This is a genomic window from Shewanella marinintestina, from assembly GCF_023283845.1.
Taxonomy (GTDB): Bacteria; Pseudomonadota; Gammaproteobacteria; order Enterobacterales; family Shewanellaceae; genus Shewanella; species Shewanella marinintestina.
Genome location: NZ_JAKILC010000003.1, coordinates 1 through 24,915 on the forward strand (window position 1 = coordinate 1; position 24,915 = coordinate 24,915).

A 24,915-nucleotide genomic window follows, 5' to 3' on the forward strand; every position below is an offset into this window, starting at 1 on the left:
GAAATCCCAGGTCGATTAGCTCAGCTGGGAGAGCACCTCCCTTACAAGGAGGGGGTCACTGGTTCGAGCCCAGTATCGACCACCATTCTTTTCATGAAGAATTAAAACATTATGAAATCCCAGGTCGATTAGCTCAGCTGGGAGAGCACCTCCCTTACAAGGAGGGGGTCACTGGTTCGAGCCCAGTATCGACCACCATTCTTTTGTTTCACCCTCCCCCTTTTGTACCTATTCAATCCATATAGATATAGCTTCATCACGATTTATCTAGATTTCAAGCACAATTTAATTTTGCGGTTCTTTGTCACTCAACACTGTTCTCTACTATTCTTTTATAATCACTTATAGCTGAGTAAATTTCATGGCAGATGTCAGTCAATCAGCTTCATTAGCAAGCATTACAGCCTACTTAAAACTTACCTACCAGTATGATCAAGAGACTGCACTTGTCGAAGCAAAATCCGTAATGCAAAACTTGGTAAAAATGCGCCAGAAAGGTTTTATCACAGGTTGGTACTTTGATGAACATGGCCAACTTGAGTTACTCCCAAGTGACCACGTTATGCAACTTATCAATCCGAATAAGTAGAACGAGTAAACAACTCACAACAACCCGATATACAGGTCCAAAACTAAGGGATTGCGCCCGACTCTCAACTTACAAAAAACGACTAAATCTATTGCCTTAGGCAGGTTAAGCGCACAAAAACCTTTAGAAAGGGTCTGTTCTCTAATATGAGTTCTCCCCGTTAAGACTCTAGAACTAATTGACCTGATTGAGATTTAGAGTGCACCAACTTTAATACCACTAATGCAAGTATAGTTAGCGCAATGACAGAGCCCAACACTACGCCTTGCCATCCCCATGAATTCCAGAATGGCAATAAGTAAGGCCCACCTATTGCCGCCCCTAAGTAATAACTACATAAATACAAAGCAGTCGCTTTTGCTCGATGTTCTTTTGCGCGGTAGGCAACCCAAGCATTACAGCTACTATGAACAAGAAAAAACCCAAAGGCAGATATTAAGAACCCAATAAAGATTGCAGTAAAGTTATCGGCTAACGTAAGTAAAGTACCTAAAAACAAAGCTAACACCGAATATATAAAGACTCGCTTTAAACCTAAATCCGCAACCCATTTAGCTGAACGATAAGAGGCATAGGTACCACTTAAGTAACAAAGGAAAATAAGCGTCACTTCAAAGCGGCCTAAGTTAAAGGGGTTATCCATCAAATGCAGCTGTATATAGCTAAACTGATTTACCATCACCATGAAGGCCAGTCCACCAACGAGGTATATAAGTCGCAACTTAGGATCTGCAAGATGGTAACAGAACCCTCTGAAATCTGATTTCTTAAGAGGCCATTTACCCAACTCAATCTCAGGTTTAACAAAATGATTCTTTGGCAATAAATAAGTTACCGTTAACACTCCAACCAATGACACTACAGTTAATAACACCATCGCTTGTTGCCAATCTAAATACTGCGACATTGAGCCGCCTAACAAGCGCCCGACAATTCCGCCAACACTATTGGCTGCAATGTATATTGCGCCAGCTTTCAATAACGCCTTATTGCCAAGTTCATCTTTAAAATAAGCCATCGCCATAGCGGGTACAGATGCAAGCAATACTCCTTGCAGCATTCTAAGTAAGATTAACTGGTTAAACTCCGTTATAAAAATTGCACAACAATCGAGAATAACTAATAGGTATAAACTGACAATAATAGGTTTTTTACGGCCAACACGATCAGATAGTACAGCGAAAAAAAGCAACGAAAATGCCATGGTAAAGCTGGTTACTGACAGCAATAATGTTGCATGACTTTTTGAAACTGCAAAAGAATCGGCAATTAGTGGCAACATACCTTGAACCAAATACAAATTGATAAAGATAACCATTGAAGCCAGAGATAAGCCCATTATAAGCCGGATCTCAGTAACATCTTTCCCTGTTTTAGTTAGGGTATTCATTGCTGGAAAACTCGAAATATTTTATTAGCATCTAGCATACCAATAGCCATCAAATAACAATAACAACTAAAATATACAAAAGTTATTGATTTTTGTTATACATCATTGTGAAGTAGAATCATTAATATATTCAGTTTGTATAGATTACAGCGCCCTCACCTCGTAGCAACATGGTCACTATAAATAGAGTTCGGTATGGATATTAAACAATTAAAATACTTCGATGCATTGGTCACGGCTGGTAGTTTTACCAAGGCCGCAGAACTACTCAATATGGCCCAGCCAGCATTGAGCCAAAGCATTAAACGATTGGAACTAGAACTTGGCGTTATTCTGGTTGATAGAGGACCAAACAAAAGTAGTAAATCACTTTCACTTACCGCCGAAGGGGAAGCTCTACATCAACACGCCAAATTGATTATCAAAAAAATGGCTCAAGCTGAAGCGCATATAAAGGCAATGGCTAATCTGACCAAAGGAGAGGTCAGGCTTGCCGTGCCAGGTATGCTAGGCTCTTTCTATTTACCAAGTCGATTAATGGCCTTTCGTCATAAGTACCCTGATCTGAAATTATCACTTTTCGAGGGGGGGACACGAGACACTTTGCGCATGCTGCTGCAAGAAGAAGTCGATATTGCAATCATTACCGCCAAAGATCTAACCGATGAGTTTGACAGTCACTTATTGCTAAAAGAACAAATGGTCGTTGCTGTCGGTAAACACCATCCACTAGCGAAATGTACCAGCGTATCATTAGAGGCATTCTTCGAACATGAGTTAGTGTTGTTTAAACAAGGGTACTTCCATCGAGACTGGATGTTGAAACAAGCTGAGAAGTTAGGATTAACGGCAAAAATAGCATTTGAGACCAACCTAATAAATTTGATTAAGCAAGTTGTTTCCCAAGAGTACGGCATCACTAGTGTATTGGAGATGGTGATCGAGAAGCACGACAATATTTGCGCAAAACCTTTCGAACCGCCTATTTATTTAGACTTGCATATTGCTTGGAAAAAACAACGCCCTATCAGTCAAGCTGATAGAGCATTTGTTGAGTTTCTCATGCAAAACCGTTAGTCAACTTTAAGTCTTGAACCGATGTTAGTCCAAACAGATAAAACGCTATTGAGCTAACAGAGAGTATTGCTTAAATAGCGTCGGCTTGATTCTCAGGAACCGCATTGATAAATGCCGGTAAAGTTAAGCAATGAGCATTCACACGCTCTATATTCGGATATGGACTCATATCTAACTCAAATCGCTTAGCATTGTACACCTGAGGCACTAAACAGATATCAGCAAGGGTTGGGCTATCACCGAAACAAAAAGTGCCACTATATTGCTCTAGCTGCTTTTCTAGCGCACTAAACCCTTCTTTTAACCAATGATGATACCAAGCTTGCTTGCTGTGATTATCTACGTTTAGTTCACCAGCTAAATACTGCAACACTTTTAAGTTATTTAAAGGGTGAACTTCACACGCTATTAGCATAGCCATGGCCCGAACAATTGCCTTATCAAACAATTTTGTCGGTAACAATGATGCTTGAGGATAAGCTTCATCTAAATACTCTAAAATAGCCAAAGACTGAGTCAATACTAGCTCTTGTTCTGCCTGTTCAATGACTAAACTAGGTACCAGCTCTTGAGCGTTAAGGCTGGCATATCCTTGGCTATGTTGCTCGCCACCGTCTTTAACTAAATGAACAGATATATGCTCGGCATCCAACGACTTTAAGTTCATTGCAATACGTACACGATAAGCAGCGCTTGAACGCCAATACCCATATAACTTAAGCTTGGTTGTTTCCATCTGAATATTCCCTTTTACACCACAACTATTGCCATACTCTCTGACATTGCAGTAAACCTAATAAAAAGGCCAACCCATTAGGATTAGCCTTTTATGTTAATCAATAAACAGCAATGAGCTACACTTTGTATTCAACAACTTGTTGGTCAATCGAACCAAAGATACTGTTATCATCATCATCAAGCATTTCAATATGTACACGGTCACCAAAACGCATAAATGATGTAGATGGCTTACCATCCGCAATAGTCTCAAGCATACGTGTTTCAGCAAGACAGCTCGAACCAGCACTACGATCATAATTTGAGATAGTACCAGAACCAATAATCGCGCCAGCACCAAGTGGGCGGGTTTTTGCAACGTGTGACACCAATTGACTGAAGTTAAATGTCATATCAACGCCAGCATTTGGACGACCGAACAACTCTCGGTTTAAATGAGTAATTAATGGCAAATGTACCTTAGAATCTTGCCATTTATCGTTAAGCTCATCTGGCGTTACAGCAACAGGTGAAAAGCTGCTTGATGGTTTAGCTTGGAAAAAGCCAAATCCTTTCGCCAGTTCACCCGGGATTAAATTACGCAGTGATACATCGTTTACTAGCATCAGTAGTTTAATGTGCTTCTCTGCATTATCTGCAGTAACACCCATTGGCACATCATCAGTGATCACAGCTATTTCAGACTCGAAATCAATGCCCCACTCTTCACTTGCTAGCGGGATATCAGCTTTGGGTGCGATAAAGCAATCTGAGCCGCCTTGATATACTAATGGATCGGTCCAGAATGTTTCCGGCATTTCAGCACCACGAGCCTTACGCACAAGCTCTACATGATTCACATACGCACTGCCATCTGCCCACTGATAAGCTCTAGGTAACGGCGATAGGCATTTCGCTTCATCAAAATCAATGGCGTTATCCATCAATCCTTTGTTTAGTGCGTCGTACAACTCCACTAATTGTGGGTTAAGTAGATCCCATGCATCAATAAGCTGCTGCATAGTATGAGCAATAGCAGGAACAGCAACTGCTTTAGTTAAGTCTTTGCTTACCAACATTAATTGGCCGTCACGACGACCATTATCATAACTTGCTAACTTCATACTGACTCCTAAATCGTTTGTGGCCTAGCTATCACTTTTATATTCATGTTGTTTTACTATGACAGCAAGTACATACATCTCACCCTAAATTGCCCTTAGAATGACATCAGTACGTTAGATGTGAAATAGTGTGAGATAAATCGCATTTAATCGAAAAGCCAACGATTTTGTAAACAAAAGATTACAAAATCGTCTATCTGCCTATTTCATGCTGTTTCCTGTTTAAACTTGGCTACCAATGCAGCAACAAGCGGCAAGCTAGTTTTACACGTCTTTTTGCTTACTAATCTTATATTCGCGCAGTTTGTTGGCAATCGCGGTATGGGACACGCCTAGCTTTTTAGCTAACTGCCTTGTACTTGGATAAGCAGGATAGAGTCGGCGTAGTAGGCTCGACTCAAACTGCTTCATCGCTTGCTCAAGACTGCCTTCAAACTGGTGATCAAAATAACCAAAACCTTCGGCATAAGAAGGCAGCTTTAATTGTTCAACCGTGAGTTCTGCACTGCCGTCCCACATAGAAACAGCTCTAAAAATAGCGTTTTTAAGCTGACGTACGTTGCCAGGCCATGCGTAACCTAATAAGTGCTCACGACACTCACCTGAAATACGACGAATTGGAATAGATAATTGCTGACTATAATGCTCTAAAAACATTTCAGTTAACGGAATAATGTCGACTTTCCGATCGCGCAGTGACGGAACATGGAAGCTCAGTACATGGATGCGATAATAGAGATCTTCTCTAAATTCACCGCTTTGACACAATTCCGCCAAGTTTTTCTGGGTTGAGCAGATAATACGCACATCGCTGCGGATCTCCTCATCGCCACCGACTCGCCTAAATGTGCCATCTTGCAAAAAGCGCAACAATTTAACTTGGGCCGATTTCGACATCTCTGCCACTTCATCAAGAAATATCGTGCCGCCTTTGGCTTCTTCAATAAAGCCACGTTTAATTACATTGCCATTATTAACAAAGCCAAATAGCTCTTCCTCTGCGGCGCTATCAGGCATAGCAGCACAATTAATGGCAATAAAAGGTTGCTCTCGTCTCATGCTGGCATCATGGCACGCGCGAGACATCAGCTCTTTACCTGTGCCTGTTTCGCCTGTAATCAATAACGGCGCATCTAACTGCGCCATTCTACGGGCTTGAACCAATACACCTTTCATCTTATCGCTGGTCGCTAATACATTTTCAAAACCACTAGACTGGTTTTGCAATGCATTAAACTGTTTGCCTAAACGAGCAGGAGACTTAAGCGAAACCACAGCCCCGGCCAAGATAGGGGTATCACTGCCACTATCAGGTAAGTAAATAGGCAGCATTTCAGCTAAATACTCATTTTCACCGATATTAACTCGCGTCGCTTGTGCAAGCACAGTGGATTCACTAAGCCAACGACTAAAGTTAAACCCCTGCACCCAATGGTTTATCGATTCATCAATAATCTCATGTTCACTCATACCTACAGTGTGCAAAGCCGATTCATTGACAATACGAACTCGTCCTTTTACATCAAGTGAAAACACAGAGTCAGGTAAGGTCTTTAGAAGAGTTTTTAAAGCATAATGTTCCTGCTCTGAGGGCATAAACGAGACCGTACGTACATCATGGACCCCTTCTACCTTACGGATAAGTGGCAATAATTCGCTCAAGGTATCGAAACTCACCTCTGCAAATTGTAAATATAAAAAGCCCTGGTTACTTGCATCAATAGCAAACAAGTTAATTCCATAGCCTTCCATAATCAATAAGATATCTTTAGCTAAACCGACACGGTCTAAACAGCTGACTTCCAAGCGCATACTATTGCAGTTCCCTTTTTTAGATACTCGTTATTGGGATAAAACAATCAACAGAAAACAGTTTGCCTCATTGAATATACGTGAGCGTAAACGGTAGGTCTGTAATTTGCCTATACGTTAGAAGTTTATTTTAGTTGTGGCAAGGGTTGTTTACAGGGGATTTGTAACATAAAGAAAATAAAAGCGTGTTGCTCTCGCCAACACGCTTAAATTTAGCAGTTGAATCTGCTAGGAAGTCATAGCACGAAGCAACTCCAATGCTGTTCTTGATATAAGAAAAAGCACAAAACTAGCGGTTATTGATAAAGCGTATCTGTTTTAGCCGCCATAATAAAATCATTCTTATGTAGCCCTTTTATCGAATGAGACCACCAAGTTACGGTGACCTTTCCCCATTCAGTCAGTATACCAGGATGATGAAAGTCAGCTTCTGCTAGCTCAGCCAGTTTATTAGTGAATGCCATAGCTAACTTAAAGTTCTTAAACTTATACACTCTTTCTAACTGCATAATGCCATCACGCACTTCAACGCCCCAATCAGGGATCATTTTTACTAGTTGTGCCAGCTCTTCGTCACTCACTTTTGGAGCATCTGCTTGGCAAGCTTCGCATTTCATTTGCGCTAACTCAGTCATGTTTCGTTCCTTAACTTAACGTTTGTATTAATTCTTTAAATCAACGAGTTTTAAATTACTACCAACCTATTTTGATACTTGTTAACTCGCTTTAGCGGGAAATGCGGCTTCAAATAACCCTAGCTGCTGTGCTTTATTAACCGCTGCCATAATGTCCATTTCGGCAATCTCATCCAATTGGCCTATATTGTCGATGGCGTAATAGATTGGCTGCATAATGTCTATGCGATAAGGGGTTCTTAGCACGTCAACCAAATCAAAAGGTCTAATTTCCGGTTCATCCCCCATCACGTACAAGGTTTCACCTGGTGAGCTTAAAATACCACCGCCATAAATACTGAGTTCATTTTGCTTGGTACGTAATACACCAAACTCAACGGTGAACCAGTAAAGCCTTGCCAAAAATACGCGTTGCTCTTTGCTTGCCGCTAAACCTAGCTGGCCGTACAAATGGGAGAAGTGCGCAAAAGAAGGATTTGTTAATAAGGGGCAATGGCCAAAGACTTCATGAAAAATATCAGGCTCTTGTAAATAATCAAACTCTTCACGGCTTCTTATGAAGGTTGCTACTGGAAATGATTTATTGGCCAGTAACTCGAAAAACTTACCAAAAGAAATTAATGCCGGAACAGCTGCAGTTTTCCAACCAGTCGTTTGCAGCAACACCTCATCGATCTCAGGTAACTGCGGGATCCTACTGGTAGGTAAGCCTAGTTTATCTAAACCATGTAAATATTCAGGGCATGCTCGCCCCGGTAAGTTGACTAATTGTCTAGCATATAGCTCCGACCAAATATCATTTTCAGTTTGTGGGTAATCAATACACCCATTGGTATCAGGTATGTGTGCTATGTAATTTTGTTGTTTATTCATAGTTCCCAACAATCATCCTAAATATGGGGATTAAGTTCTGCCTCCATAGTTAACCAAGCACCAAAAATTGTTAAGCTGATCACAGTTTATAATTTAGGCCCCAGCAGATAAAAAGTGTAATGAAAAAAGTACAGAGTAAAACCTTAAGGTTAAAAATCTCAGCAAAACAGGCGTTAAATGACGTATTGAAAGGTTTACAATAAAGAGCAGTTGGAGGTGAAATTAACAAGTACAGTAAGGATAATGTGTCTATTCGAGAACCTAAATCTTAAACTTTTATCTTCTCAGCAAAGTGACTTTAAAACTCAATCTTAAGCTTACAAGGTTAATATATGATCTTTGATATCAACAATAATCAAAAAATAACTTACGCTATGAAATGTATAAATAATCAACATTAAACTCAAATAATGTCAACTCCACCTGCAGTTTAATTAAATCTTCTCCATCGCAACACGTTTTCGGTATAGAATATAGTGTTATTTGCCGACTCCTCGATTAGGAACGAATAGGACTAGAATGAAACAACATAAAATTCGCAAAGCAGTTATCCCAGTAGCAGGTTTAGGAACACGCATGCTTCCTGCAACCAAAGCTATCCCAAAAGAGATGCTGCCAGTTATGGACAAGCCGCTTATTCAATATGTTGTAAAGGAAGCGATTGCTGCAGGAATAAAAGAGATTGTTTTAGTCACTCACGCAAGTAAAAACTCGGTAGAAAATCATTTCGATACTAGCTTCGAGCTAGAAACGCAACTTGAGCGCCGTGTAAAACGTCAACTTCTTGCTGAAGTTCAAGCTATTTGCCCTGAAGATGTGACCATTATTAGCGTCCGTCAATCGCAAGCCAAAGGCTTAGGGCATGCTATTTTATGTGCAAAGAGCATTATTGGTGACGCCCCATTTGCCGTGCTTTTACCTGATGTTCTTATCGATTGCGCTGCAAGTGATCTAACCAAGGACAACTTAGCCGATATGGTTAAACTGTATGATGAAACTGAAGTCGGCCAGATTATGGTTGAAGGCGTTCCTCATGAAATGGTTAACCAATATGGTATTGCTGATATCAATGGCGAAGAGCTTCAACCAGGAGGTTCTATGCCGTTAACTCAGCTAGTAGAAAAACCAAAAGTTGAAGATGCACCGTCTAACTTAGCTGTTGTAGGTCGTTATGTACTCCCCGCGGAGATTTGGGGCTACTTAGCAAGAACACCTGCGGGAGCAGGAGATGAAATTCAGCTAACAGATGCGATTGCCATGCTAATGGAAAACCAAACGGTTAACGCTTATTACATGCAAGGTAAGAGTCACGATTGCGGCAATAAACTAGGTTATATGCAAGCGAATGTAGAACATGCTCTTCGTCACAGTGAAATTGGTAACGAATTCGCAGAGTATTTAAAAGCCATTGTTAAGACACTTAACTAAATCCCTTTTAAACACTGAATAGCTTATAGGAAGTTTAAATGACCATATTGGTAACTGGCGGCGCAGGCTACATTGGTAGCCACACAGTAGTAGAGCTACTTAATACAGGTAACGATGTTGTCATTCTCGACAACCTCAGTAATTCATGTGTAGCTGCACTTCAACGCGTAGAACAAATCACTGGTAAAACAGTGACCTTCTATCAAGGTGACATTCTTAATCGTGCTTTTTTACAAAAGCTGTTTAACGATCACGATATTAAATCTGTCATTCACTTTGCAGGGTTAAAAGCTGTTGGTGAATCTGTCGAACAACCACTACGTTATTACGAAAACAATGTCACAGGTACAATTGTACTATGTGAAGTGATGGCTGAGTTTAATGTCAAAAACTTAGTGTTCAGCTCATCTGCAACCGTATATGGCGACCCAGCAAGCTTGCCAATTACTGAAGATTTCCCAACCGGTGCAACCAACCCTTACGGTCAATCAAAGTTAATGGTGGAGCATATTCTTAGCGACCTTTATCACTCAGATAATAGTTGGAATATCGCATGTCTTCGTTACTTTAACCCAGTTGGCGCGCACCACAGTGGCTTAATCGGCGAAGACCCTAATGACATCCCAAATAACCTGATGCCTTTTATTGCTCAAGTAGCTGTTGGTAAGAGGGAGCAGTTAAGTGTATTTGGCAGTGATTATGATACCGTTGATGGCACCGGCGTTAGAGATTATATCCATGTGGTCGACTTAGCAGTGGGTCATTTAAGAGCACTGGATAAGCTTCAGACTCAATGCGGCTTAGTCACATACAATTTAGGCACTGGTCAAGGTTATAGCGTATTAGAAATGGTCACAGCGTTTGAGAAAGCTAGCGGAACTCAAATAAAGTATCAACTAGTGGATAGACGACCTGGAGATATTGCAGCCTGTTATGCCAATCCAAACAAAGCTCAGCAAGAGCTTGGCTGGCAAGCGAGTCACACTATTGATGATATGGCACAAAGTAGCTGGCATTGGCAATCGAGCAATCCTAACGGCTATAAAGCTTAATAGCCTGCATGTTTTTATCAGATATAAGCATCTAGACGCTATGCGAAAAAAGCAAAGCGTCTTAGAGCTTTACTTTAGAGAGTAAGTCGATGAGCACCATCAATCAAAGTCGAAGACGACTATTTAGTCGTAACAAGAATGACGCTATTCGCTTACCTTGGGTAAAGAGCTCTGTCGAGTTTACCGACCTTTGTACTCGCTGTGATAAATGCATTGAAGCTTGTGAAACACAGATCATCATCAAAGGAGGTGGCGGTTTTCCTCAAATCGATTTCTCTATCGATGAGTGCACCTTCTGTCAAAAGTGTGTTGATGTATGTAAAGAGCCGTTATTTGAAGATCTAAACAATGTTCCTTGGCAAATAACAGCAAATATTCAAGAAAAATGCATGGCTTATCAGGGTATATGGTGTCAAAGCTGTAAAGATGCATGCGACACAAGTGCCATTAGTTTTACATTATCCATAGGTAAAGCCCCACTTCCTAATATAGATAAAGATGCCTGTACCGGTTGTGGCGCATGCGTAGCACCTTGCCCATCCAACGCTATTCTTCTAAAAAATGTAGAGACATAAATTTAGCCTAAAATTTATAGGTTAGGGCAAATCAAATATTACAGGTTTTGAGTTTATTTAGTATTACTATCTAACCAAACTAGCGCTATCTAACGTATTCAATCCAATATGCTTTTTCCTTTTGTAAACCCCACTTTCTTTATGCAGTCTTTAGCTAATTTTAAACAATACACCACTCGCAACAGCGAGCCAAAAATATGACGTCAAAGCGCCAAATTTAAGTGGTTTTGTTCTTCTTATATTCAAGGTAACATCTATGCAACTTAGACAAATGACGGCAGCATAATGTTTAGAAAAAAAAGAAGTGGCGAACTCACCTTTATTGCGCCAAGTACCAAGTTTAGTGGTGATACCGAATTTACGGCTGAAGCCATGATTGCTGGTGAACTCGTAGGAACCATCCTTTCAAGTCACAATATTACTATCGAACCAGGTGGTCTTATCGAAGGTAAACTTCAATGCTCTGAACTCAGGGTTTCGGGGACTTTCAAAGGTAAGCTCACCTGTGAAAAACTCAATATAACGGGCTCAGGTTTAGTCGATGGGGAGGTTAACTGTCAGTCGATGGAGATTTTTGAGGGCGGACAATTTGTAGGTATGCGTGTTAGGGATAACGTCGATTTCTTACCGTCCAATACAGATAATAAAAAAGTCATCAATCACCAAAAGAGTAATGACGATATTGAAGATGCAGAGCTGAGTATTAGCTAAATATAAAAATGTTATTCATCAGCAAACAATGATGTTTTATAAAAGATAGGATTACACATAAAAAAGCTCAGTGTATGTACACTGAGCTTTTTTATAAGGTTTTCTAGTAGCCTTAAATTCAAGCGATGGTAAAACAGAAAACTCAGCACGTCAGCGACTTCTATCTCGATTATAGGCTTTGTTGCTGCAATTCCCTAAGTAGTTTAATAAACTCATCAGCAGGTCTATCTAAACAATCTGTCGATATATATAAGTGATAACCTAAGTTTGCATCCAGTAACCGAGAGCGATGACCAAACATAGCCAGCACGCCTTTAAAACGGTCATTTCCTTCAATGAAAGGAGTAAACTCTTCGCTCATTTGGTTCTCCAATGTCGATAAGTCCTCCTCTTGAGTTGATGCAGTCATTAATAATGGCCGCTGCTCAGTAAGCAAGCCTGTTGCGAGTCTGAGCGAAATAGCTTCTAACACAGGGCTTAAACTTTTTAGCTTAATACCAATATAGGGCAAATCTATCGTTTCTAAACCTTGAGTCACCCTTGGTTGATCAAAGCGCTGAATGTTATTCCAAGCAATAAATACCTCACCACGGCGATGAAAGTGGGTGATCCCCTTATCAGTCAGTCTAATTGTTATAGCTGGTTCAACTAACTTTGAAATACCTAATACCGTAGAAATTGCTCCAAGTGCAAAGCAAAGGATCCCCGGAGCAAAAAATTGGCTACCAACTACAAAGAAACCAATACCAACAATTAAACCTATTACTCCTACAACACTTAGTGTAATACCGTTTCGCTTACTGATAGGTTCTATTAAAATTTCTTTCTCTTTCAATTTCTATGTACCTATTAACTTATCTCTAAAGCAATCACTGAGGCTATGTTGTAATTGAAGGCATACCTAGAATGAAAGCTAATATATTCAACTATTAAGGATTCACAGCCCTTGCGCATTATCAAGCTTCGAAATAATTGTCGGTTCTTTATCAGCTCGACCTTCATATTTGAGCTTAAACCATAAAAGCCCTAAATACTCATGTATGGCGCGCTGTGAGTTTAATAAACTTTGAGCATCAAAATGCCACCAAGCTGTTGTTCTTTTAGCAAAATCGGTAGGAGCGGCTGACACATTTAAGTTTGAGTTATTAAATATCGCCATTGATCTTGGCATATGACTCGCAGATGTAACCAGCCTAAAGGGTGCATCTGCAACTTCCCAGCGCATAAACTGTGATTCTTCAATTGTATCTTTAGCCAACGGAAATCTAATGATTAAATCAGGACTAACTCCAAGCTCAACCGCAGCATCAAACATCACATCAGCATGCGCTCTTGTTGAATGTGCACCACTCCAACCACTGACAACAAGCTTACAATCTTGGCCTAAAGACATCTGCCGTATGCCTTCACTGAGTCTAGCAAGTGCGGTATTCGATAATTGCTGCACTGCGGTCAAGTGTGGGTCATCATCATGACCACTACCTAGCACCATCACTAAACAACCTTTTGCAATAGGCATATTATTAACTGGGTATTGGTTTTCTAGAGGCGCGATTAATGCATTACTTCCCCAATGGCTACTGCATAAAATCAATAAAGATGCAGCAAGTCCCAAGGTGATTTTTGAAAACTTACGCTTACGTATCATCAAAAAAGCAATAACAATTAAAATCAATAACAGCGGTACAGGCATAAAGAACTGTGAAACAATCTTTTTTACCCAAAACATACAAGCGTTTACCCTACTAGAAAAATATATCGGAAGTGTAGCATGTAATCCGGTGAATTATTCAGGCTCAACTCGTGAGAGTAACTGATAAAGGTTAGCTATTATTCCATAACCATGCAGCGCCACGCACACCCGATGAACTGCCATACATATTTTGCACAACAGGCGTTCGACACTCCCCACCTAACACGTATTTAGGTAACACTTTAGGCAAAAGCTGATAGATTTGATTGATACTCGATACACCGCCGCCGAGTACGATAATATCAGGATCTAGCGTATTTATAACATGCGCTAAAGAACGTCCAAGCCTATCGACATAACGCTCAAATGTTTGACATGCTAGCAATTCACCTTGCTCTAATTTTAACGCTATTTCAATTCCGGAATCAGCATGCCCACCAGCAAGCTTATAATCTCTAACTAAACCCGTACCGGAAATAAAGGTTTCAATACAATCTTTATTACCACAGAAGCAGTCAGTCGAATTAAACTCGTCTTCGCTCATCCAGGGTAATGGGTTATGCCCCCACTCCCCTGCGATACGATTTCTGCCATTATGTACTCGACCATTTATCGATAATCCAGCGCCACAACCTGTGCCAATGATCACACCAAAAACAATAGCTTCTCCTGCAGCTGCACCATCAATAGCCTCTGATATGGCAAAACAATTGGCATCATTTGCGACTCTAACTTCTCGTCCTAAACGTTTACCTAGGTCAATATCCAGAGGGTGACCATTAATCCACGTAGAATTAGCATTCTTAACAAGGCCAGAAAAAGGCGAAACAACACCAGGGATCCCAACGCCTACCGTCGCTTTTTGTTGGAGCAGGGATTCAGCTTCAAAGACTAACGCCTCTATCGCATCTAGAGTCGCAACATATTCTCTTGGTGTCGGTACACGCTTACGATAAAGCTCTTCGCCGAGCCCATTAAGTGCAACCACCTCAATTTTTGTGCCTCCGAGATCAACACCAATCCTTAGCATGCCATCTCCTTCAGTACTATTTTACAATTAATAAAAAGTCACACCTAATCTATACGTTAAGCGGGGTTATGTACAGATGGTAGGGATTAGCAACATGTACGCTCTAGCTGACATTATGGGGTTTATCTATTTTCCAATTTGGCGCGTAAGCAATAAAATAAGGATTCAAAATATCCTCTTTCTGGTTATAGTCTAACCGAGCCCCAGTGTCATAACGTATTACTTTGCCACCAGCACTTTCTAATACAGCTTGTGCAGCGGCTGTATCCCATTCACTGGTAAGACCCAGTCTTGGGTAGATATCCGCTTCACCTTCAGCCAATAGGCAAAACTTTAGCGAGCTGCCAACACTCTTCATCTCATGTTCGCCTATTTCTTGCAAATACGATTGTAATCCAGGACTTATATGAGAGCGACTACCTACAATTCGTGGGCTCAGAGCACTGACATCATCACCTTTGGTTAAGCCAATATAATTAAGTGAAGTTTCTACATTGGCTTGACGTACCCATGCGCCTTGCTCCTGTGAACCGTAAAAACACTTATCTAAAACTGGTGCATACACTACCCCAGCTACAGCTTTATCTTTTACGACAAAAGCAATGTTGACGGTAAATTCACCATTGCGTTTAATAAACTCTTTTGTGCCATCAAGAGGGTCAATTAGCCAATAACAATGCCAATCACGTCTCTCATTCCATGCGATCCCAACAGACTCTTCCGACAAAATGGGGATATTTGGCGTTAACAGTTGTAATTGTCTAACGATAACGTCATGACTTGCCAAATCAGCTGCTGTTACCGGACTATCATCAGACTTAGTCTGCACACCAAAGTCATCTTGACCATAAATGGCCATAATAGCATCACCAGCTTCGACGGATATATCGACAATGGCAGCTAACCATTCTTGCTTAAATGTTTGAGTCAAAATGCAAGCTCTCTATAGATTATCTAAAGGAATAAACTAATTATGCCATTACTTAAGCGTTAAAATTAATAACCAATTATTCATTCATTGTTTAAAATCGACTAAGTATTATAAGCTTCAGTGATATTGCGATAATGATGAATTTAATAAAAGGCTTTTAAAAGAAAATCGATAGAGACACAAAAACCAATCATTTTCCTATCGCTACTACTGTCTATCATTGCTAGCTATCGACTGATAAACACGTACATAATCAATAAGAAACGTTTGTGGAAAAGCACGCTTGTCGATACCTTTATCATTCACATTTTCAGCCCAATCACCACCAACAGCAAGATTTAACAGCAAGTAAAATCGTTTATCAAAAGGCGCACCGTCTTTCGCTTCTATTAAATCACTGCCAGCAACATATTTGCTGTACCAAGTCTTTGAGGTTTGAGTTGCATAGTGAACACCATCTACGTACCAACGGATCTCATCTTGCTGCCACTCTATCGCGTAAACATGGAAGTTATCTGCAGGACTTTGGTTATTAGGGAGTTGATAAGAAAAGCCGCTATAAACATTATTTGGCCAAGACTGCCCATAATGCAGCGTACCGTGAACCCGCGTTTCTTTTGCTCCAGTATCTTTATTAAGTAAAGTTCCCAAATTGACAGCTTCAACGATATCAAGCTCCCCAGAGCTAGACCATTCGCCATAACACGAGTCTGAAGGTAACATCCAAGCCGCAGCCCACGAACCTTGGCCACTAGGTAACTTGGCTCTAACTTCAAAACGCCCGTAAAGCCAATCACCCTTATATAGGGTTCGCATTCGCGCCGAAGTAAAAGGTTTAGTGATAGATAGATCTGTTCGTAGATAGTCACGATGATCATCTTTATGAGCTGGGCCAGAAAATGGTTCTTGTCGTGCAACGATATGTAATAAACCTTCCGCTATAAATGCATTCTCTTTACGATCGGTATAGCACTGCTGCTCATTATTACCACCACCATAGCAGTTGTATTCAAAGCTCCATTTTTGCAGATCAACTTCCGTACCATTAAACTCATCATGCCACACCAATGCCCAATGTTTTTCTTTCGTTGTCAGCGCATTTTCTTCGGTATCATCGAGCAAGTAGCCCAAAAGGAACATACATACTACTGTAAATATACACATAGCCGCTAAACTCAACTGACTGCGCACGAAGCTCGCAGCAGCATATACTCTACACGGTCTATCTTTTATTCGCATTGAACTGTCGCAACGGTCTCTTGAGATACCCATTGTATTTGGGTAATCATCATTGATAACTCCCCCTTTGTGCTCAACATAAATGGCGATGTTACATCTGAAAAATCAACTCCCAGCTTCTTAAAACAATTAAGATCAACTGTGACAATCTGCTCTCCTTGGTTTACCAAATTAAGTATCTGCTTGGTGATGTCGACTGAAGCTTTCCCTGCACTATCGCTACGTACACTAAGCTCAACATTATCGGAAGGTATCACATCAACATTTATTGAAATTGATAACACCGAAGGTTGTTCATCAAATGCTCTTAGATCTCGTGGAAACAGCTCTTTAAAGCTGACTTCCGCTTTTGAGGATCCATTAAAGCTAATGCTCAAAGCATATTGACCGTCCTCAAATCTTATCTTTTTAGTCTTAACAGCCTTTGGTTTTCTTATTTCATCTTGTGTTTTATCACTTGATGATTTTGATTTACTCGATAATTCAAGCTTCCAAGGTTTTATAATCCCTAAGTCAAAAACCGCTAAGCGGGATTTATAGCCATCTTTCAGCTTAACGAATTCATCAAGTTCAGCCAGTTCCTGCGAGTCGGCATAACTTAAGCCAAACCCAAGAGGAAATAGAGCGGAATCCCCCTTAACAATGGTTTTTGGATCGTTCAAGCGGTAGTTCAATTTTGATTGCAGAGGACTATTCGGCCATGAGAAAGGTAACTTGCCGGTAAAGTCATATTGAGAGCGGCCTGCAGCATCAGCAAACAACACTTGAGCAACGCCCTCACCTTCACTGCCAGGCAACCAGGCTGCAACAAACGCATCAGAGGCATTTAGCTCTGCATTAACCCATAATGGCCGACCACTGATAAAAACTGAAACTACTGGGATCCCAGCAGCTTTTAATCGTTGCAATAAAGCTAAGTCTCGTTTGTTGCCTCGCTGATATTCCAAATTATCCAAATCACCATAGCCTTCTGCGTATGGCTCTTCACCAAAAACTACAATAGCCACATCAGGTTTAATGGCATAGCGGCCACTTTCGCTTAAAAATGCTTTGCCCCCCGCTTTAGCGACTTGTGTTTTTATACCAGAAAAAATCGAAGTCGCTTGAGGAAAGTCTGCATTACTATTGCCTGTTCCTTGCCAGCTTAGTGACCATCCACCGGATTGTTTAGCGATATTATCGGCCCCATCACCAGCGACCATCACAATCTTATTTGCAGCTAATGGCAGTAAATTGCCATTATTTTTAAGTAACACTAACGACTCGCGTACCGCCTGCCTAGCCAAGTTCCGATGAGTTTCAGCACCAATTAGCTCGCGATTTCCCGCATACTTGCGCATAGCTGGAGCAGGCTTTTCAAAAAGCCCCGCACGCAGCTTTACTCGCAAAATACGGCTTACCGCATCATTAACTCGCTCTATAGAGATTTCGCCGCTTTCGACTTGCATGACTAAATTATTAAACAAAGGCTTCCAGTCTTTCGTTGGCACCATATAAATATCTAGTCCTGCATTAACAGCTTTAGAGCAATTATCATTACTGCAGCCTAAGAGTTGTCCATGACCATTCCAATCTCCAACAACTACACCATCAAATCCCATTTGCCGCTTTAACACTTGAGTCAATAGGTAATGACTGCCATGTATTTTTTCGCCTTGCCAACTATTAAAAGAAGCCATCACGGTTTGCGCACCAGCAGCTAAACCTGCAACATAACCTTGGGCATGGATATCAAATAACTGTTGCTCAAAATCGACATTATTCCCTTGGTCAATTCCTGAGGTGCCGCCATCGCCAATAAAATGCTTAGTTGTCGCTATAACCCTACCTTCGGTTAAAAAATTCTTATTAACATAACCTTGCAATCCGTGCACAATCGCCGCAGCGTAAGCTTTTACAATGGCTGGGTCTTCTGAATAGCTCTCATAGGTTCGCCCCCAACGAGCATCAGTTGCTACTGCAACAGTAGGAGCAAAAACCCAATCAATTCCCGTCGCTTTCACTTCTCTGGCAGTTATGGTGGCAATATGCTCGATTAGCTCAGGGTTATTACTCGCACCAAGGCCAATATTATGCGGAAAAAGCGTCGCACCTATGACATTGTTATGCCCATGAACGGCATCAGTTCCCCACATTGTTGGGATTGTCGAGCCATCAACAGAATCATCTATAGATGCCTGATACATAGTTTCAGCAAGTGCAACCCAGTCACTCGCTGTCGCATATTTATTACCATAAGGGAAGGAGCCTCCGCCATTTAAGTATGAGCCAAAGCCATACTCTCGCATATCCTCGACGGTTATCGCGCCTATTTCAGGTTGGATCATTTGAGCAATTTTCTGCGCAAGAGTCATTTCAGCAATAAGCTCAGTGATCTGCAGCTCTATTGCACTATTGCGCTGAATTTCGAAAACTAAACTAGGCCAAACACCACTAGATTCGACTTCCTTTTCAATAACCTTGCTAGAAGTGCAGCTGCTATTCATCAGTAATAACGTTAAAAGTAGCGTACGACTAAAGCGGCGAAAAACAGGCCTAAATGATAAGTAGGCAAATAGCATGCAGACACTCCTTGTCAATATCCTAAGGAGTCGCCTCCCTTCAAACAATTAATTACTAATACAAGTCAGTTATATAAAGCCTATATTTCTTGATATTCCAATATCAGCACGTAGTTAATTAAAAAATAGAACAAAATCAGATTGCTTGCTTAAAAATTCATGATTTATCAATCAATAATTTATCTACTCTAGCAAATCAACCAAGCTGTCACATTTTGTGAAAATTCAATGATTCACAAGCTTCCACACTATCCGCTTGCAATGAAATCCTCTAAAATGCGCCACATTGATAAAAGGGATCCCAATGAAACTTAAATTATTATCTGGTTTATTATTGCTTGGTTGCAGCACAGCACAAGCAGCTTGGTGGGTAGAGCCTACCGATCTTGCGCTTAGAGCCGATATTCAGCTGTTATCTGATACAGGTGTTATCGTGCAACCAATTACCACCTATCCACTAATGTGGGACGGACTAAAGCAAGATATGGATAAGGCGGATCAAACAGCCTTATCAAGCATGCAACGTGATGCTTTTGATAGAGTGACTCGTGCCTATGTGCAAGACCATAAAGGTATGAGTGCAACTATCAAACTTGCTGGCGGTTCAGATACCACTCGTTTTATTGGTTTTGGCCAAGATTACCGTGATAAAGCAGAAGCCGAAGTCTCAGCTGAAATCACTAAAGATTGGTTTAGTGGCCGTTTATCAACAAGCTACCACTATGACCCTATCGACGGTAACAGCACTCGCTTAGATAACAGCTTTGCCGCTGTAATGCTAGGTAACTGGATTGTCAGTGCTGGCGCTCAGCAAAAATATTGGGGACCAGGCTGGGATAGTGGCCTTATTCAAACAACCAATGCTAGGCCTATGCCGGGCGTCACTTTCTCTCGCAATAATAGCCAAGCATTTGAAACACCGTGGTTAAACTGGATTGGTCCTTGGACATTTACCACTGCATTTAGCCAAATGGAAAGTGGACGTCATGTACCCGATGCTAAACATTGGGGCGCTCGCGGTACCTTAAGACCAATATCTAAACTTGAAGTCGGCTTCTCATGGACCATGCAATGGGGCGGTGAAGGCTATGGCAATAGTTTAGGAGACTGGTGGGATGGCTTGTTTAACGGTGGCATGAGCGAAGGCGATGTTACTAATGGCCAAGAAAATATGTTGGCTGGTTATGACTTCCGTTGGTCTGATACTGCTTTTGGTATTCCTTACGGTATTTACTACGAGCGCATTCATGAAGATTATCATAACGGTAAAAATAAACTGATTAACTCTGCCAATATGGGCGGTGTTGATTTTGTTTTAGAAAATATTAGGACCCGCGTATTTGTTGAATACTCAGACACTCAAGTTGCTTGTGGTACCGACTCCAATGCCTATAACTGTCTTTATGAACATGGCTTCTACCAAGATGGCTATCGTTACTATGGCAAAAGCTTAGGCAGCACTTACGATAATGATGCTACGACATTGGTTGTTGGTGGTATTACTCAATTAGGTGGCGGCCAAAACATCACTAATAAATTCCGTTGGTTAAGACTCAATACCGATGGCACTGATACTGGTAATCCGTCGGGTGGTAACCCGGTTTCTCCTGGCGAATATGAACGTGTATACCAGTTTGACACTAGCTACCATAGACCACTGTACCAAGGTACATTAAAGGTTGGTGGCACAGTAGGCTACAGTAAGTATATGACTTCTGGTGGCGATGATTGGGACACTACGATCTACGCAGGTTGGGAACGTAGCTTCTAAAAACGGCCATGTTAACTCGGTTCACTTGTTAGGGATTAAAATATTTCCAAACGTGTGAGCGATAAATAAAAAGGCAAAAGTCACATGCGACTTTTGCCTTTTTTGTTTAAGTATGGGGATAATTTTTGTACTCGCTTGCAGATTTACTTCGAGCTCTATCCCTCAATCCAATTTAACTTTATAGCTGATTGATGTCGTAACATCGCTTGTAACTGAAACTGCCACGATGCTTTCAATATACTTTGCTCATCGAGTGCTAATTTACAAGTCACTTTTTCTGCACACAACGCACTCTGCATTGGCCTAGTCGCTAATTTATTCCTATGTAACGATTGCCATAACTCTGTGGTTATAGGCTCGATACTGCAGCTAGAATGATTGTTTTCAACAGCTTGAATACTTTCTAACATCTGCTCTTGATACCGTTGAATATACTGTGCGAATTCAAACCAGCTACACGTTCCAGCGGCTGCATAATGGTATAAACTAGCACTGACGTCTTCATCTAGTGCTTTAGCAAACTGCTTTGCTTTTGTTTCATGAGACTTTGCCTTAACAGCTTTCATTTGCTTCACGAGTTTAAATATCACCACAGCTAAGGCCTCACACCATGTAGGGCTGCCACGTTGGTCATCAATCACAGATAGGCGTTCTTTCACTTGAAACAAGTTTTGCATAGTTTTAACGAAATTCGTCCCTTTGCTGCTATATAACCAAGACGTACGAATAATGATTGCATTGCAGCCTAAGATCTCATTAACCCAAGACTCCCCTTTAAGCTTACTCCCGCCATAAACAGACAAGGGCAAAGGTACATCTTGTTCTGTATATGGGTGGGTAAGCTCTCCATCAAACACAAAATCTGTGGATATGTGGATTAGCTTAATACGGCGAATAAAACAGGCCTGAGCCAGTAACTTAGGACCATTAGCATTAATGGCAAGAGCTGTCGCTTCCTCTATTTCAGCAAGATCCACTGCATTATATGCCGCGCAATTAACAACAACATCCGGTTCAAATTCATCAAAAGCACAAGCGATTGAGTGGCTATCACTGATATCAAGTTGTTTGCGACAAAACCCCTTAACAATATCTGAGCCTAATAAACAGTCTAAAGCTTCGGGAAGTAAACCCATCAATAATTGTTCTGCCGCTGCCAACCCATTAACATTTACTTGAGCCGCATTAGTTTGCGCGACATTGGCAACCAACAGTAACGCCTGAGCAAGCTGACCACCAGCGCCTGTAATTAAAATTCGCATTTAAAGGTAACTATCTCTGTCAGATTCAATAAAAATATCATTGTTCAAGTAGTGCAGAGTATTCATCAAGCGCGCCATGCCCTCGTATAGACAAAAAGCTTAACAAGGCTTCAGGACTGCGATTTAACAATCGCTCCACAGGAAAATTTGCTTGATCAATAATAGTCAAAGCCTGAGAGAAATCTCCCAAGCTATACGACACATGAGAGTCAGAGCCCATCACCAATAGACCTCCAGCCTCTTTCACCGCATTAGCAATCGCCAAACAGTTATGCTCACTACCTTTGCGGGAAGTTAAAAATGACGAATTATTGATTTCAAGCGCGACATTGTTTTCAGCAGCGGCTTTAGCTACAGCTTCAATATCTATCGGGTAAGCAGGATTACCAGGATGAGTAATAATATCGACCTTGCCACTCTTGATACAATTTATCATAGCTTGAGTATGATTTTGCTTATCACTGGGGGCAAATACAGGTTCATGAAACCCTGCTAGAACAATATCAAGTTGTTTTAAATAATCACCAAAGAAATCAATATCGCCATCTATATTCTTAATGTTGGCTTCAATCCCTCTTAAAATACCAACCCCATCGACGATTCGCGGTATTACCCGTAAATTAACAAAATGCCAAAAGTGCGGAGCATCTGCCATATCTGGGCCATGATCGGTTGTGGCAAATAGCTTAATTCCCTTTTGTTTAGCCATGGCAATATATTCTTGCAATGTACTATAGGCATGGGTTGAAGCAACGGTATGAGTATGGGTATCAACAAGATATTTCATGGCGTTCTCATTGTATAAAACAAAAAAGAGTAGACCCTAAGTCTACTCTTTTCGTTAATATTGCTCTAGCAATAACAGTCAGCGTCGTTAATTTAAACAGACCTTAATTATTAATGACTTAAACTATTCTCTAACTCTTCCCAAGTCTGGCGTTTTCGATAAATTGTCGACGCACTAATATCAAGTAAAGCAGCAGCCTTAGGCACATTGCCATCGCAGCGTTCAATGGCATTTTCTATGGTTCTTTTCTCTGTTAACCACAAAGGTTCTATTTGGCCAGAATCTGCTTTTGGCACAACAGCTTCTGCCGCTTTTGGAATGACAAATGCTCCCTGCTCGATGTTTCCAATAAAAGCTGAAGCATGAGTTGCTTCGCTATTATTAGCGTTGATATCTTCAGCACGTTGATATGCTTCAGTTTTTGAGTTAAATGACTGAGCCAAATTACTTTGCGAAACACTGGTCGACTCAAGCTCTGTAGTCAATTGAACGGGTAACATAGCAAGCTCAACGGTTTCACTATCATTCAACACAACTACCTGCCTAATCACATTTTGTAATTGTCTAACATTTCCCGGCCATGAGTAACCTTTTAAGCAGTCTTTAGCCTCACGACTAAATCCCTTAAAGCTTTTGCCTTCCTCTTTGTTGTATTCTTTTAGTAAATTAGTCGCAAGCAAAAGAATATCTTTTCCGCGAACTCTAAGAGGTGGTAACTCAATAGGAATGACATGCAAGCGATAAAACAAGTCTTCTCTAAAACGGCCAGCCTTAACTTCATCCCAAGGCATACGGTTTGTCGCACTGACAAAACGCACATCGACTTTTTCTTCTTTAGTACCACCAACTCGCTGAAAAACACCGGTTTGAATAAACCGCAGCAGTTTACTTTGTAATTCAAGATCCATTTCGCAGATTTCATCAAGAAACAAAGTGCCGTTGTGTGCTTGGGTAGCGGCGCCATCTCTATTAGCCACCGCGCCAGTAAATGCCCCTTTGGTATGACCGAAGATCTCACTTTCAATTAAGTCTTTAGGAATAGATGCACAATTAAGCGCTACAAAAGGCCCATCCTTACGGTTGCCAGCATTGTGAATAGCATGAGCACAGACTTCTTTACCTGTACCACTCTCCCCCACAATAAATGCCGACGCCTTACTATTTGCAACGCAATCTATGGTCTTATATACCGTTTGCATTGCTAAGGACTCACCAACAAACCCCATAAAATGAGGCTTTGGTAAGCTACTTTCATACTTAGCAACAAGATTTACCAGTTGGCGTTGCTTTAATGCATTGCGTACTGTAATCGACAAACGTTTTGCATCAAATGGCTTAACTAAGAAATCAAATGCACCAGAACGCATGGCATCTACTGCAAGATCAATCGTGCCATGAGCCGTGATCATTATGACTGTGATATTAGGGTAATCTTTTTGAACGGCTTCTAAAATATCCATACCTGACATGTCAGGTAGCTGAATATCAAGCACCAACAAATCAGGCTGTCTCAGCTTGAGCTCGTTAAGCGCATCTTCTCCATGGTTAACATGGGTGACCTGAGCCCCGTCCGCACGTAAAAACTCGGTATATAACGCCCCCAAAGACATACTGTCTTCAACGAGCAATGTAGTAAATGAGCTTGTTACATCCATATA

At 41.0% G+C, this 24,915-nt stretch carries 22 protein-coding genes and 2 tRNA genes; 9 read left to right on the plus strand and 15 right to left on the minus strand.

Features of this window, described 5'->3' with window-relative positions:
• Positions 1-9 precede the first annotated feature (9 nt).
• From L2747_RS03920 to L2747_RS03930, 3 genes are all read left to right on the plus strand, one after another.
• Positions 10-85 (plus strand) — tRNA-Val (locus tag L2747_RS03920).
• 37 nt (positions 86-122) lie between these two features.
• Positions 123-198, plus strand: a tRNA-Val gene (locus L2747_RS03925).
• Positions 199-361: 163 nt separating this feature from the next.
• Positions 362-589 (plus strand): hypothetical protein, encoded by a 228-nt coding sequence (locus L2747_RS03930; protein WP_248997795.1) that lies wholly within the window; start codon positions 362-364, stop codon positions 587-589.
• Between the two features lie 160 nt (positions 590-749).
• Here the strand turns inward: L2747_RS03930 and L2747_RS03935 are convergent, their stop codons facing one another.
• Entirely contained in the window at positions 750-1,979 is a 1,230-nt protein-coding gene (locus L2747_RS03935; RefSeq protein WP_248997796.1) for an MFS transporter, read from the minus strand.
• A gap of 195 nt (positions 1,980-2,174) precedes the next feature.
• Between L2747_RS03935 and L2747_RS03940 the strand changes: the two genes are divergently transcribed.
• The gene (locus L2747_RS03940) at positions 2,175-3,056 is read left to right on the plus strand and encodes a LysR family transcriptional regulator (protein ID WP_248997797.1); all 882 of its coding nucleotides are present in this window, start codon (positions 2,175-2,177) and stop codon (positions 3,054-3,056) included.
• Positions 3,057-3,126: 70 nt separating this feature from the next.
• Here L2747_RS03940 and maiA read toward each other — a convergent pair whose 3' ends face one another.
• The 5 genes from maiA to phhA form a co-directional block, all read right to left on the minus strand.
• The gene (maiA, locus tag L2747_RS03945; protein ID WP_248997798.1) at positions 3,127-3,792 is read right to left on the minus strand and encodes a maleylacetoacetate isomerase; all 666 of its coding nucleotides are present in this window, start codon (positions 3,790-3,792) and stop codon (positions 3,127-3,129) included.
• 118 nt (positions 3,793-3,910) lie between these two features.
• Positions 3,911-4,897, minus strand: coding sequence for a fumarylacetoacetate hydrolase family protein (locus L2747_RS03950; protein ID WP_248997799.1), 987 nt, complete (start codon positions 4,895-4,897; stop codon positions 3,911-3,913).
• Between the two features lie 264 nt (positions 4,898-5,161).
• On the minus strand, positions 5,162-6,709 hold the full coding sequence (gene tyrR / locus L2747_RS03955; protein WP_248997800.1) for a transcriptional regulator TyrR: 1,548 nt from the start codon (positions 6,707-6,709) through the stop codon (positions 5,162-5,164).
• A 296-nt stretch (positions 6,710-7,005) separates the two neighbouring features.
• Positions 7,006-7,344 (minus strand): 4a-hydroxytetrahydrobiopterin dehydratase, encoded by a 339-nt coding sequence (locus tag L2747_RS03960; RefSeq protein WP_248997801.1) that lies wholly within the window; start codon positions 7,342-7,344, stop codon positions 7,006-7,008.
• Between the two features lie 81 nt (positions 7,345-7,425).
• Positions 7,426-8,217 carry a phenylalanine 4-monooxygenase gene (gene phhA, locus L2747_RS03965; protein WP_248997802.1) on the minus strand — a complete coding sequence of 264 codons (792 nt, stop codon included), beginning with the start codon at positions 8,215-8,217 and terminating at the stop codon, positions 7,426-7,428.
• Positions 8,218-8,736: 519 nt separating this feature from the next.
• Between phhA and galU the strand changes: the two genes are divergently transcribed.
• From galU to L2747_RS03985, 4 genes are all read left to right on the plus strand, one after another.
• Positions 8,737-9,645: a UTP--glucose-1-phosphate uridylyltransferase GalU gene (gene galU, locus L2747_RS03970; protein WP_248997803.1), complete on the plus strand. Its 909-nt coding sequence runs from the start codon at positions 8,737-8,739 to the stop codon at positions 9,643-9,645.
• A gap of 38 nt (positions 9,646-9,683) precedes the next feature.
• Complete coding sequence (galE, locus tag L2747_RS03975) at positions 9,684-10,697, plus strand: UDP-glucose 4-epimerase GalE (RefSeq protein WP_248997804.1); 1,014 nt, start codon at positions 9,684-9,686, stop codon at positions 10,695-10,697.
• 89 nt (positions 10,698-10,786) lie between these two features.
• Entirely contained in the window at positions 10,787-11,272 is a 486-nt protein-coding gene (gene napF / locus L2747_RS03980) for a ferredoxin-type protein NapF (RefSeq protein WP_248997805.1), read from the plus strand.
• Positions 11,273-11,557: 285 nt separating this feature from the next.
• Positions 11,558-11,983, plus strand: a complete 426-nt coding sequence (locus L2747_RS03985; protein ID WP_248997806.1) for a bactofilin family protein — start codon at positions 11,558-11,560, stop codon at positions 11,981-11,983.
• Between the two features lie 169 nt (positions 11,984-12,152).
• Here L2747_RS03985 and L2747_RS03990 read toward each other — a convergent pair whose 3' ends face one another.
• The 6 genes from L2747_RS03990 to L2747_RS04015 all read right to left on the minus strand — a co-directional run bounded on the left by L2747_RS03990 (position 12,153) and on the right by L2747_RS04015 (position 19,362).
• Positions 12,153-12,818, minus strand: coding sequence for a DUF2982 domain-containing protein (locus L2747_RS03990; protein ID WP_248997807.1), 666 nt, complete (start codon positions 12,816-12,818; stop codon positions 12,153-12,155).
• A 102-nt stretch (positions 12,819-12,920) separates the two neighbouring features.
• On the minus strand, positions 12,921-13,712 hold the full coding sequence (locus L2747_RS03995; RefSeq protein WP_248997808.1) for a YdcF family protein: 792 nt from the start codon (positions 13,710-13,712) through the stop codon (positions 12,921-12,923).
• A gap of 94 nt (positions 13,713-13,806) precedes the next feature.
• Positions 13,807-14,706, minus strand: coding sequence for a fructokinase (gene mak, locus L2747_RS04000; protein ID WP_248997809.1), 900 nt, complete (start codon positions 14,704-14,706; stop codon positions 13,807-13,809).
• A 103-nt stretch (positions 14,707-14,809) separates the two neighbouring features.
• A complete protein-coding gene (gene cysQ / locus L2747_RS04005) occupies positions 14,810-15,637 on the minus strand; it encodes a 3'(2'),5'-bisphosphate nucleotidase CysQ (RefSeq protein ID WP_248997810.1) in 828 nt (275 codons plus the stop codon).
• A gap of 207 nt (positions 15,638-15,844) precedes the next feature.
• Entirely contained in the window at positions 15,845-16,777 is a 933-nt protein-coding gene (locus tag L2747_RS04010; RefSeq protein WP_248997811.1) for a glycoside hydrolase family 16 protein, read from the minus strand.
• A gap of 89 nt (positions 16,778-16,866) precedes the next feature.
• On the minus strand, positions 16,867-19,362 hold the full coding sequence (locus L2747_RS04015; RefSeq protein WP_248998061.1) for a glycoside hydrolase family 3 protein: 2,496 nt from the start codon (positions 19,360-19,362) through the stop codon (positions 16,867-16,869).
• Between the two features lie 379 nt (positions 19,363-19,741).
• Between L2747_RS04015 and L2747_RS04020 the strand changes: the two genes are divergently transcribed.
• On the plus strand, positions 19,742-21,208 hold the full coding sequence (locus tag L2747_RS04020; protein ID WP_248997812.1) for a capsule assembly Wzi family protein: 1,467 nt from the start codon (positions 19,742-19,744) through the stop codon (positions 21,206-21,208).
• 155 nt (positions 21,209-21,363) lie between these two features.
• Here L2747_RS04020 and rfbD read toward each other — a convergent pair whose 3' ends face one another.
• The 3 genes from rfbD to L2747_RS04035 all read right to left on the minus strand — a co-directional run bounded on the left by rfbD (position 21,364) and on the right by L2747_RS04035 (position 24,912).
• Positions 21,364-22,470, minus strand: coding sequence for a dTDP-4-dehydrorhamnose reductase (gene rfbD / locus L2747_RS04025; RefSeq protein WP_248997813.1), 1,107 nt, complete (start codon positions 22,468-22,470; stop codon positions 21,364-21,366).
• A gap of 37 nt (positions 22,471-22,507) precedes the next feature.
• A complete protein-coding gene (locus L2747_RS04030) occupies positions 22,508-23,257 on the minus strand; it encodes a phosphatase (protein ID WP_248997814.1) in 750 nt (249 codons plus the stop codon).
• A gap of 110 nt (positions 23,258-23,367) precedes the next feature.
• The gene (locus L2747_RS04035; RefSeq protein ID WP_248997815.1) at positions 23,368-24,912 is read right to left on the minus strand and encodes a sigma-54-dependent transcriptional regulator; all 1,545 of its coding nucleotides are present in this window, start codon (positions 24,910-24,912) and stop codon (positions 23,368-23,370) included.
• Between the last annotated feature and the right edge of the window lie 3 nt (positions 24,913-24,915).

What these genes read in the sequence shown, in the direction of transcription:
- galE (WP_248997804.1), top strand. Translation starts at nt 9,684, where the DNA reads ATGACCATATTGGTAACTGGCGGCGCAGGCTACATTGGTAGCCACACA.
- rfbD (WP_248997813.1), bottom strand. Translation starts at nt 22,470, where the DNA reads ATGCGAATTTTAATTACAGGCGCTGGTGGTCAGCTTGCTCAGGCGTTA.
- L2747_RS04015 (WP_248998061.1), bottom strand. Translation starts at nt 19,362, where the DNA reads ATGAATAGCAGCTGCACTTCTAGCAAGGTTATTGAAAAGGAAGTCGAA.
- L2747_RS04010 (WP_248997811.1), bottom strand. Translation starts at nt 16,777, where the DNA reads ATGTTCCTTTTGGGCTACTTGCTCGATGATACCGAAGAAAATGCGCTG.
- tyrR (WP_248997800.1), bottom strand. Translation starts at nt 6,709, where the DNA reads ATGCGCTTGGAAGTCAGCTGTTTAGACCGTGTCGGTTTAGCTAAAGAT.
- galU (WP_248997803.1), top strand. Translation starts at nt 8,737, where the DNA reads ATGAAACAACATAAAATTCGCAAAGCAGTTATCCCAGTAGCAGGTTTA.
- L2747_RS03985 (WP_248997806.1), top strand. Translation starts at nt 11,558, where the DNA reads ATGTTTAGAAAAAAAAGAAGTGGCGAACTCACCTTTATTGCGCCAAGT.
- phhA (WP_248997802.1), bottom strand. Translation starts at nt 8,217, where the DNA reads ATGAATAAACAACAAAATTACATAGCACACATACCTGATACCAATGGG.
- L2747_RS03930 (WP_248997795.1), top strand. Translation starts at nt 362, where the DNA reads ATGGCAGATGTCAGTCAATCAGCTTCATTAGCAAGCATTACAGCCTAC.
- L2747_RS03950 (WP_248997799.1), bottom strand. Translation starts at nt 4,897, where the DNA reads ATGAAGTTAGCAAGTTATGATAATGGTCGTCGTGACGGCCAATTAATG.
- mak (WP_248997809.1), bottom strand. Translation starts at nt 14,706, where the DNA reads ATGCTAAGGATTGGTGTTGATCTCGGAGGCACAAAAATTGAGGTGGTT.
- L2747_RS03935 (WP_248997796.1), bottom strand. Translation starts at nt 1,979, where the DNA reads ATGAATACCCTAACTAAAACAGGGAAAGATGTTACTGAGATCCGGCTT.
- L2747_RS03995 (WP_248997808.1), bottom strand. Translation starts at nt 13,712, where the DNA reads ATGTTTTGGGTAAAAAAGATTGTTTCACAGTTCTTTATGCCTGTACCG.
- napF (WP_248997805.1), top strand. Translation starts at nt 10,787, where the DNA reads ATGAGCACCATCAATCAAAGTCGAAGACGACTATTTAGTCGTAACAAG.
- maiA (WP_248997798.1), bottom strand. Translation starts at nt 3,792, where the DNA reads ATGGAAACAACCAAGCTTAAGTTATATGGGTATTGGCGTTCAAGCGCT.
- L2747_RS04030 (WP_248997814.1), bottom strand. Translation starts at nt 23,257, where the DNA reads ATGAAATATCTTGTTGATACCCATACTCATACCGTTGCTTCAACCCAT.
- L2747_RS03960 (WP_248997801.1), bottom strand. Translation starts at nt 7,344, where the DNA reads ATGACTGAGTTAGCGCAAATGAAATGCGAAGCTTGCCAAGCAGATGCT.
- L2747_RS03940 (WP_248997797.1), top strand. Translation starts at nt 2,175, where the DNA reads ATGGATATTAAACAATTAAAATACTTCGATGCATTGGTCACGGCTGGT.
- L2747_RS04020 (WP_248997812.1), top strand. Translation starts at nt 19,742, where the DNA reads ATGAAACTTAAATTATTATCTGGTTTATTATTGCTTGGTTGCAGCACA.
- L2747_RS04035 (WP_248997815.1), bottom strand. Translation starts at nt 24,912, where the DNA reads ATGGATGTAACAAGCTCATTTACTACATTGCTCGTTGAAGACAGTATG.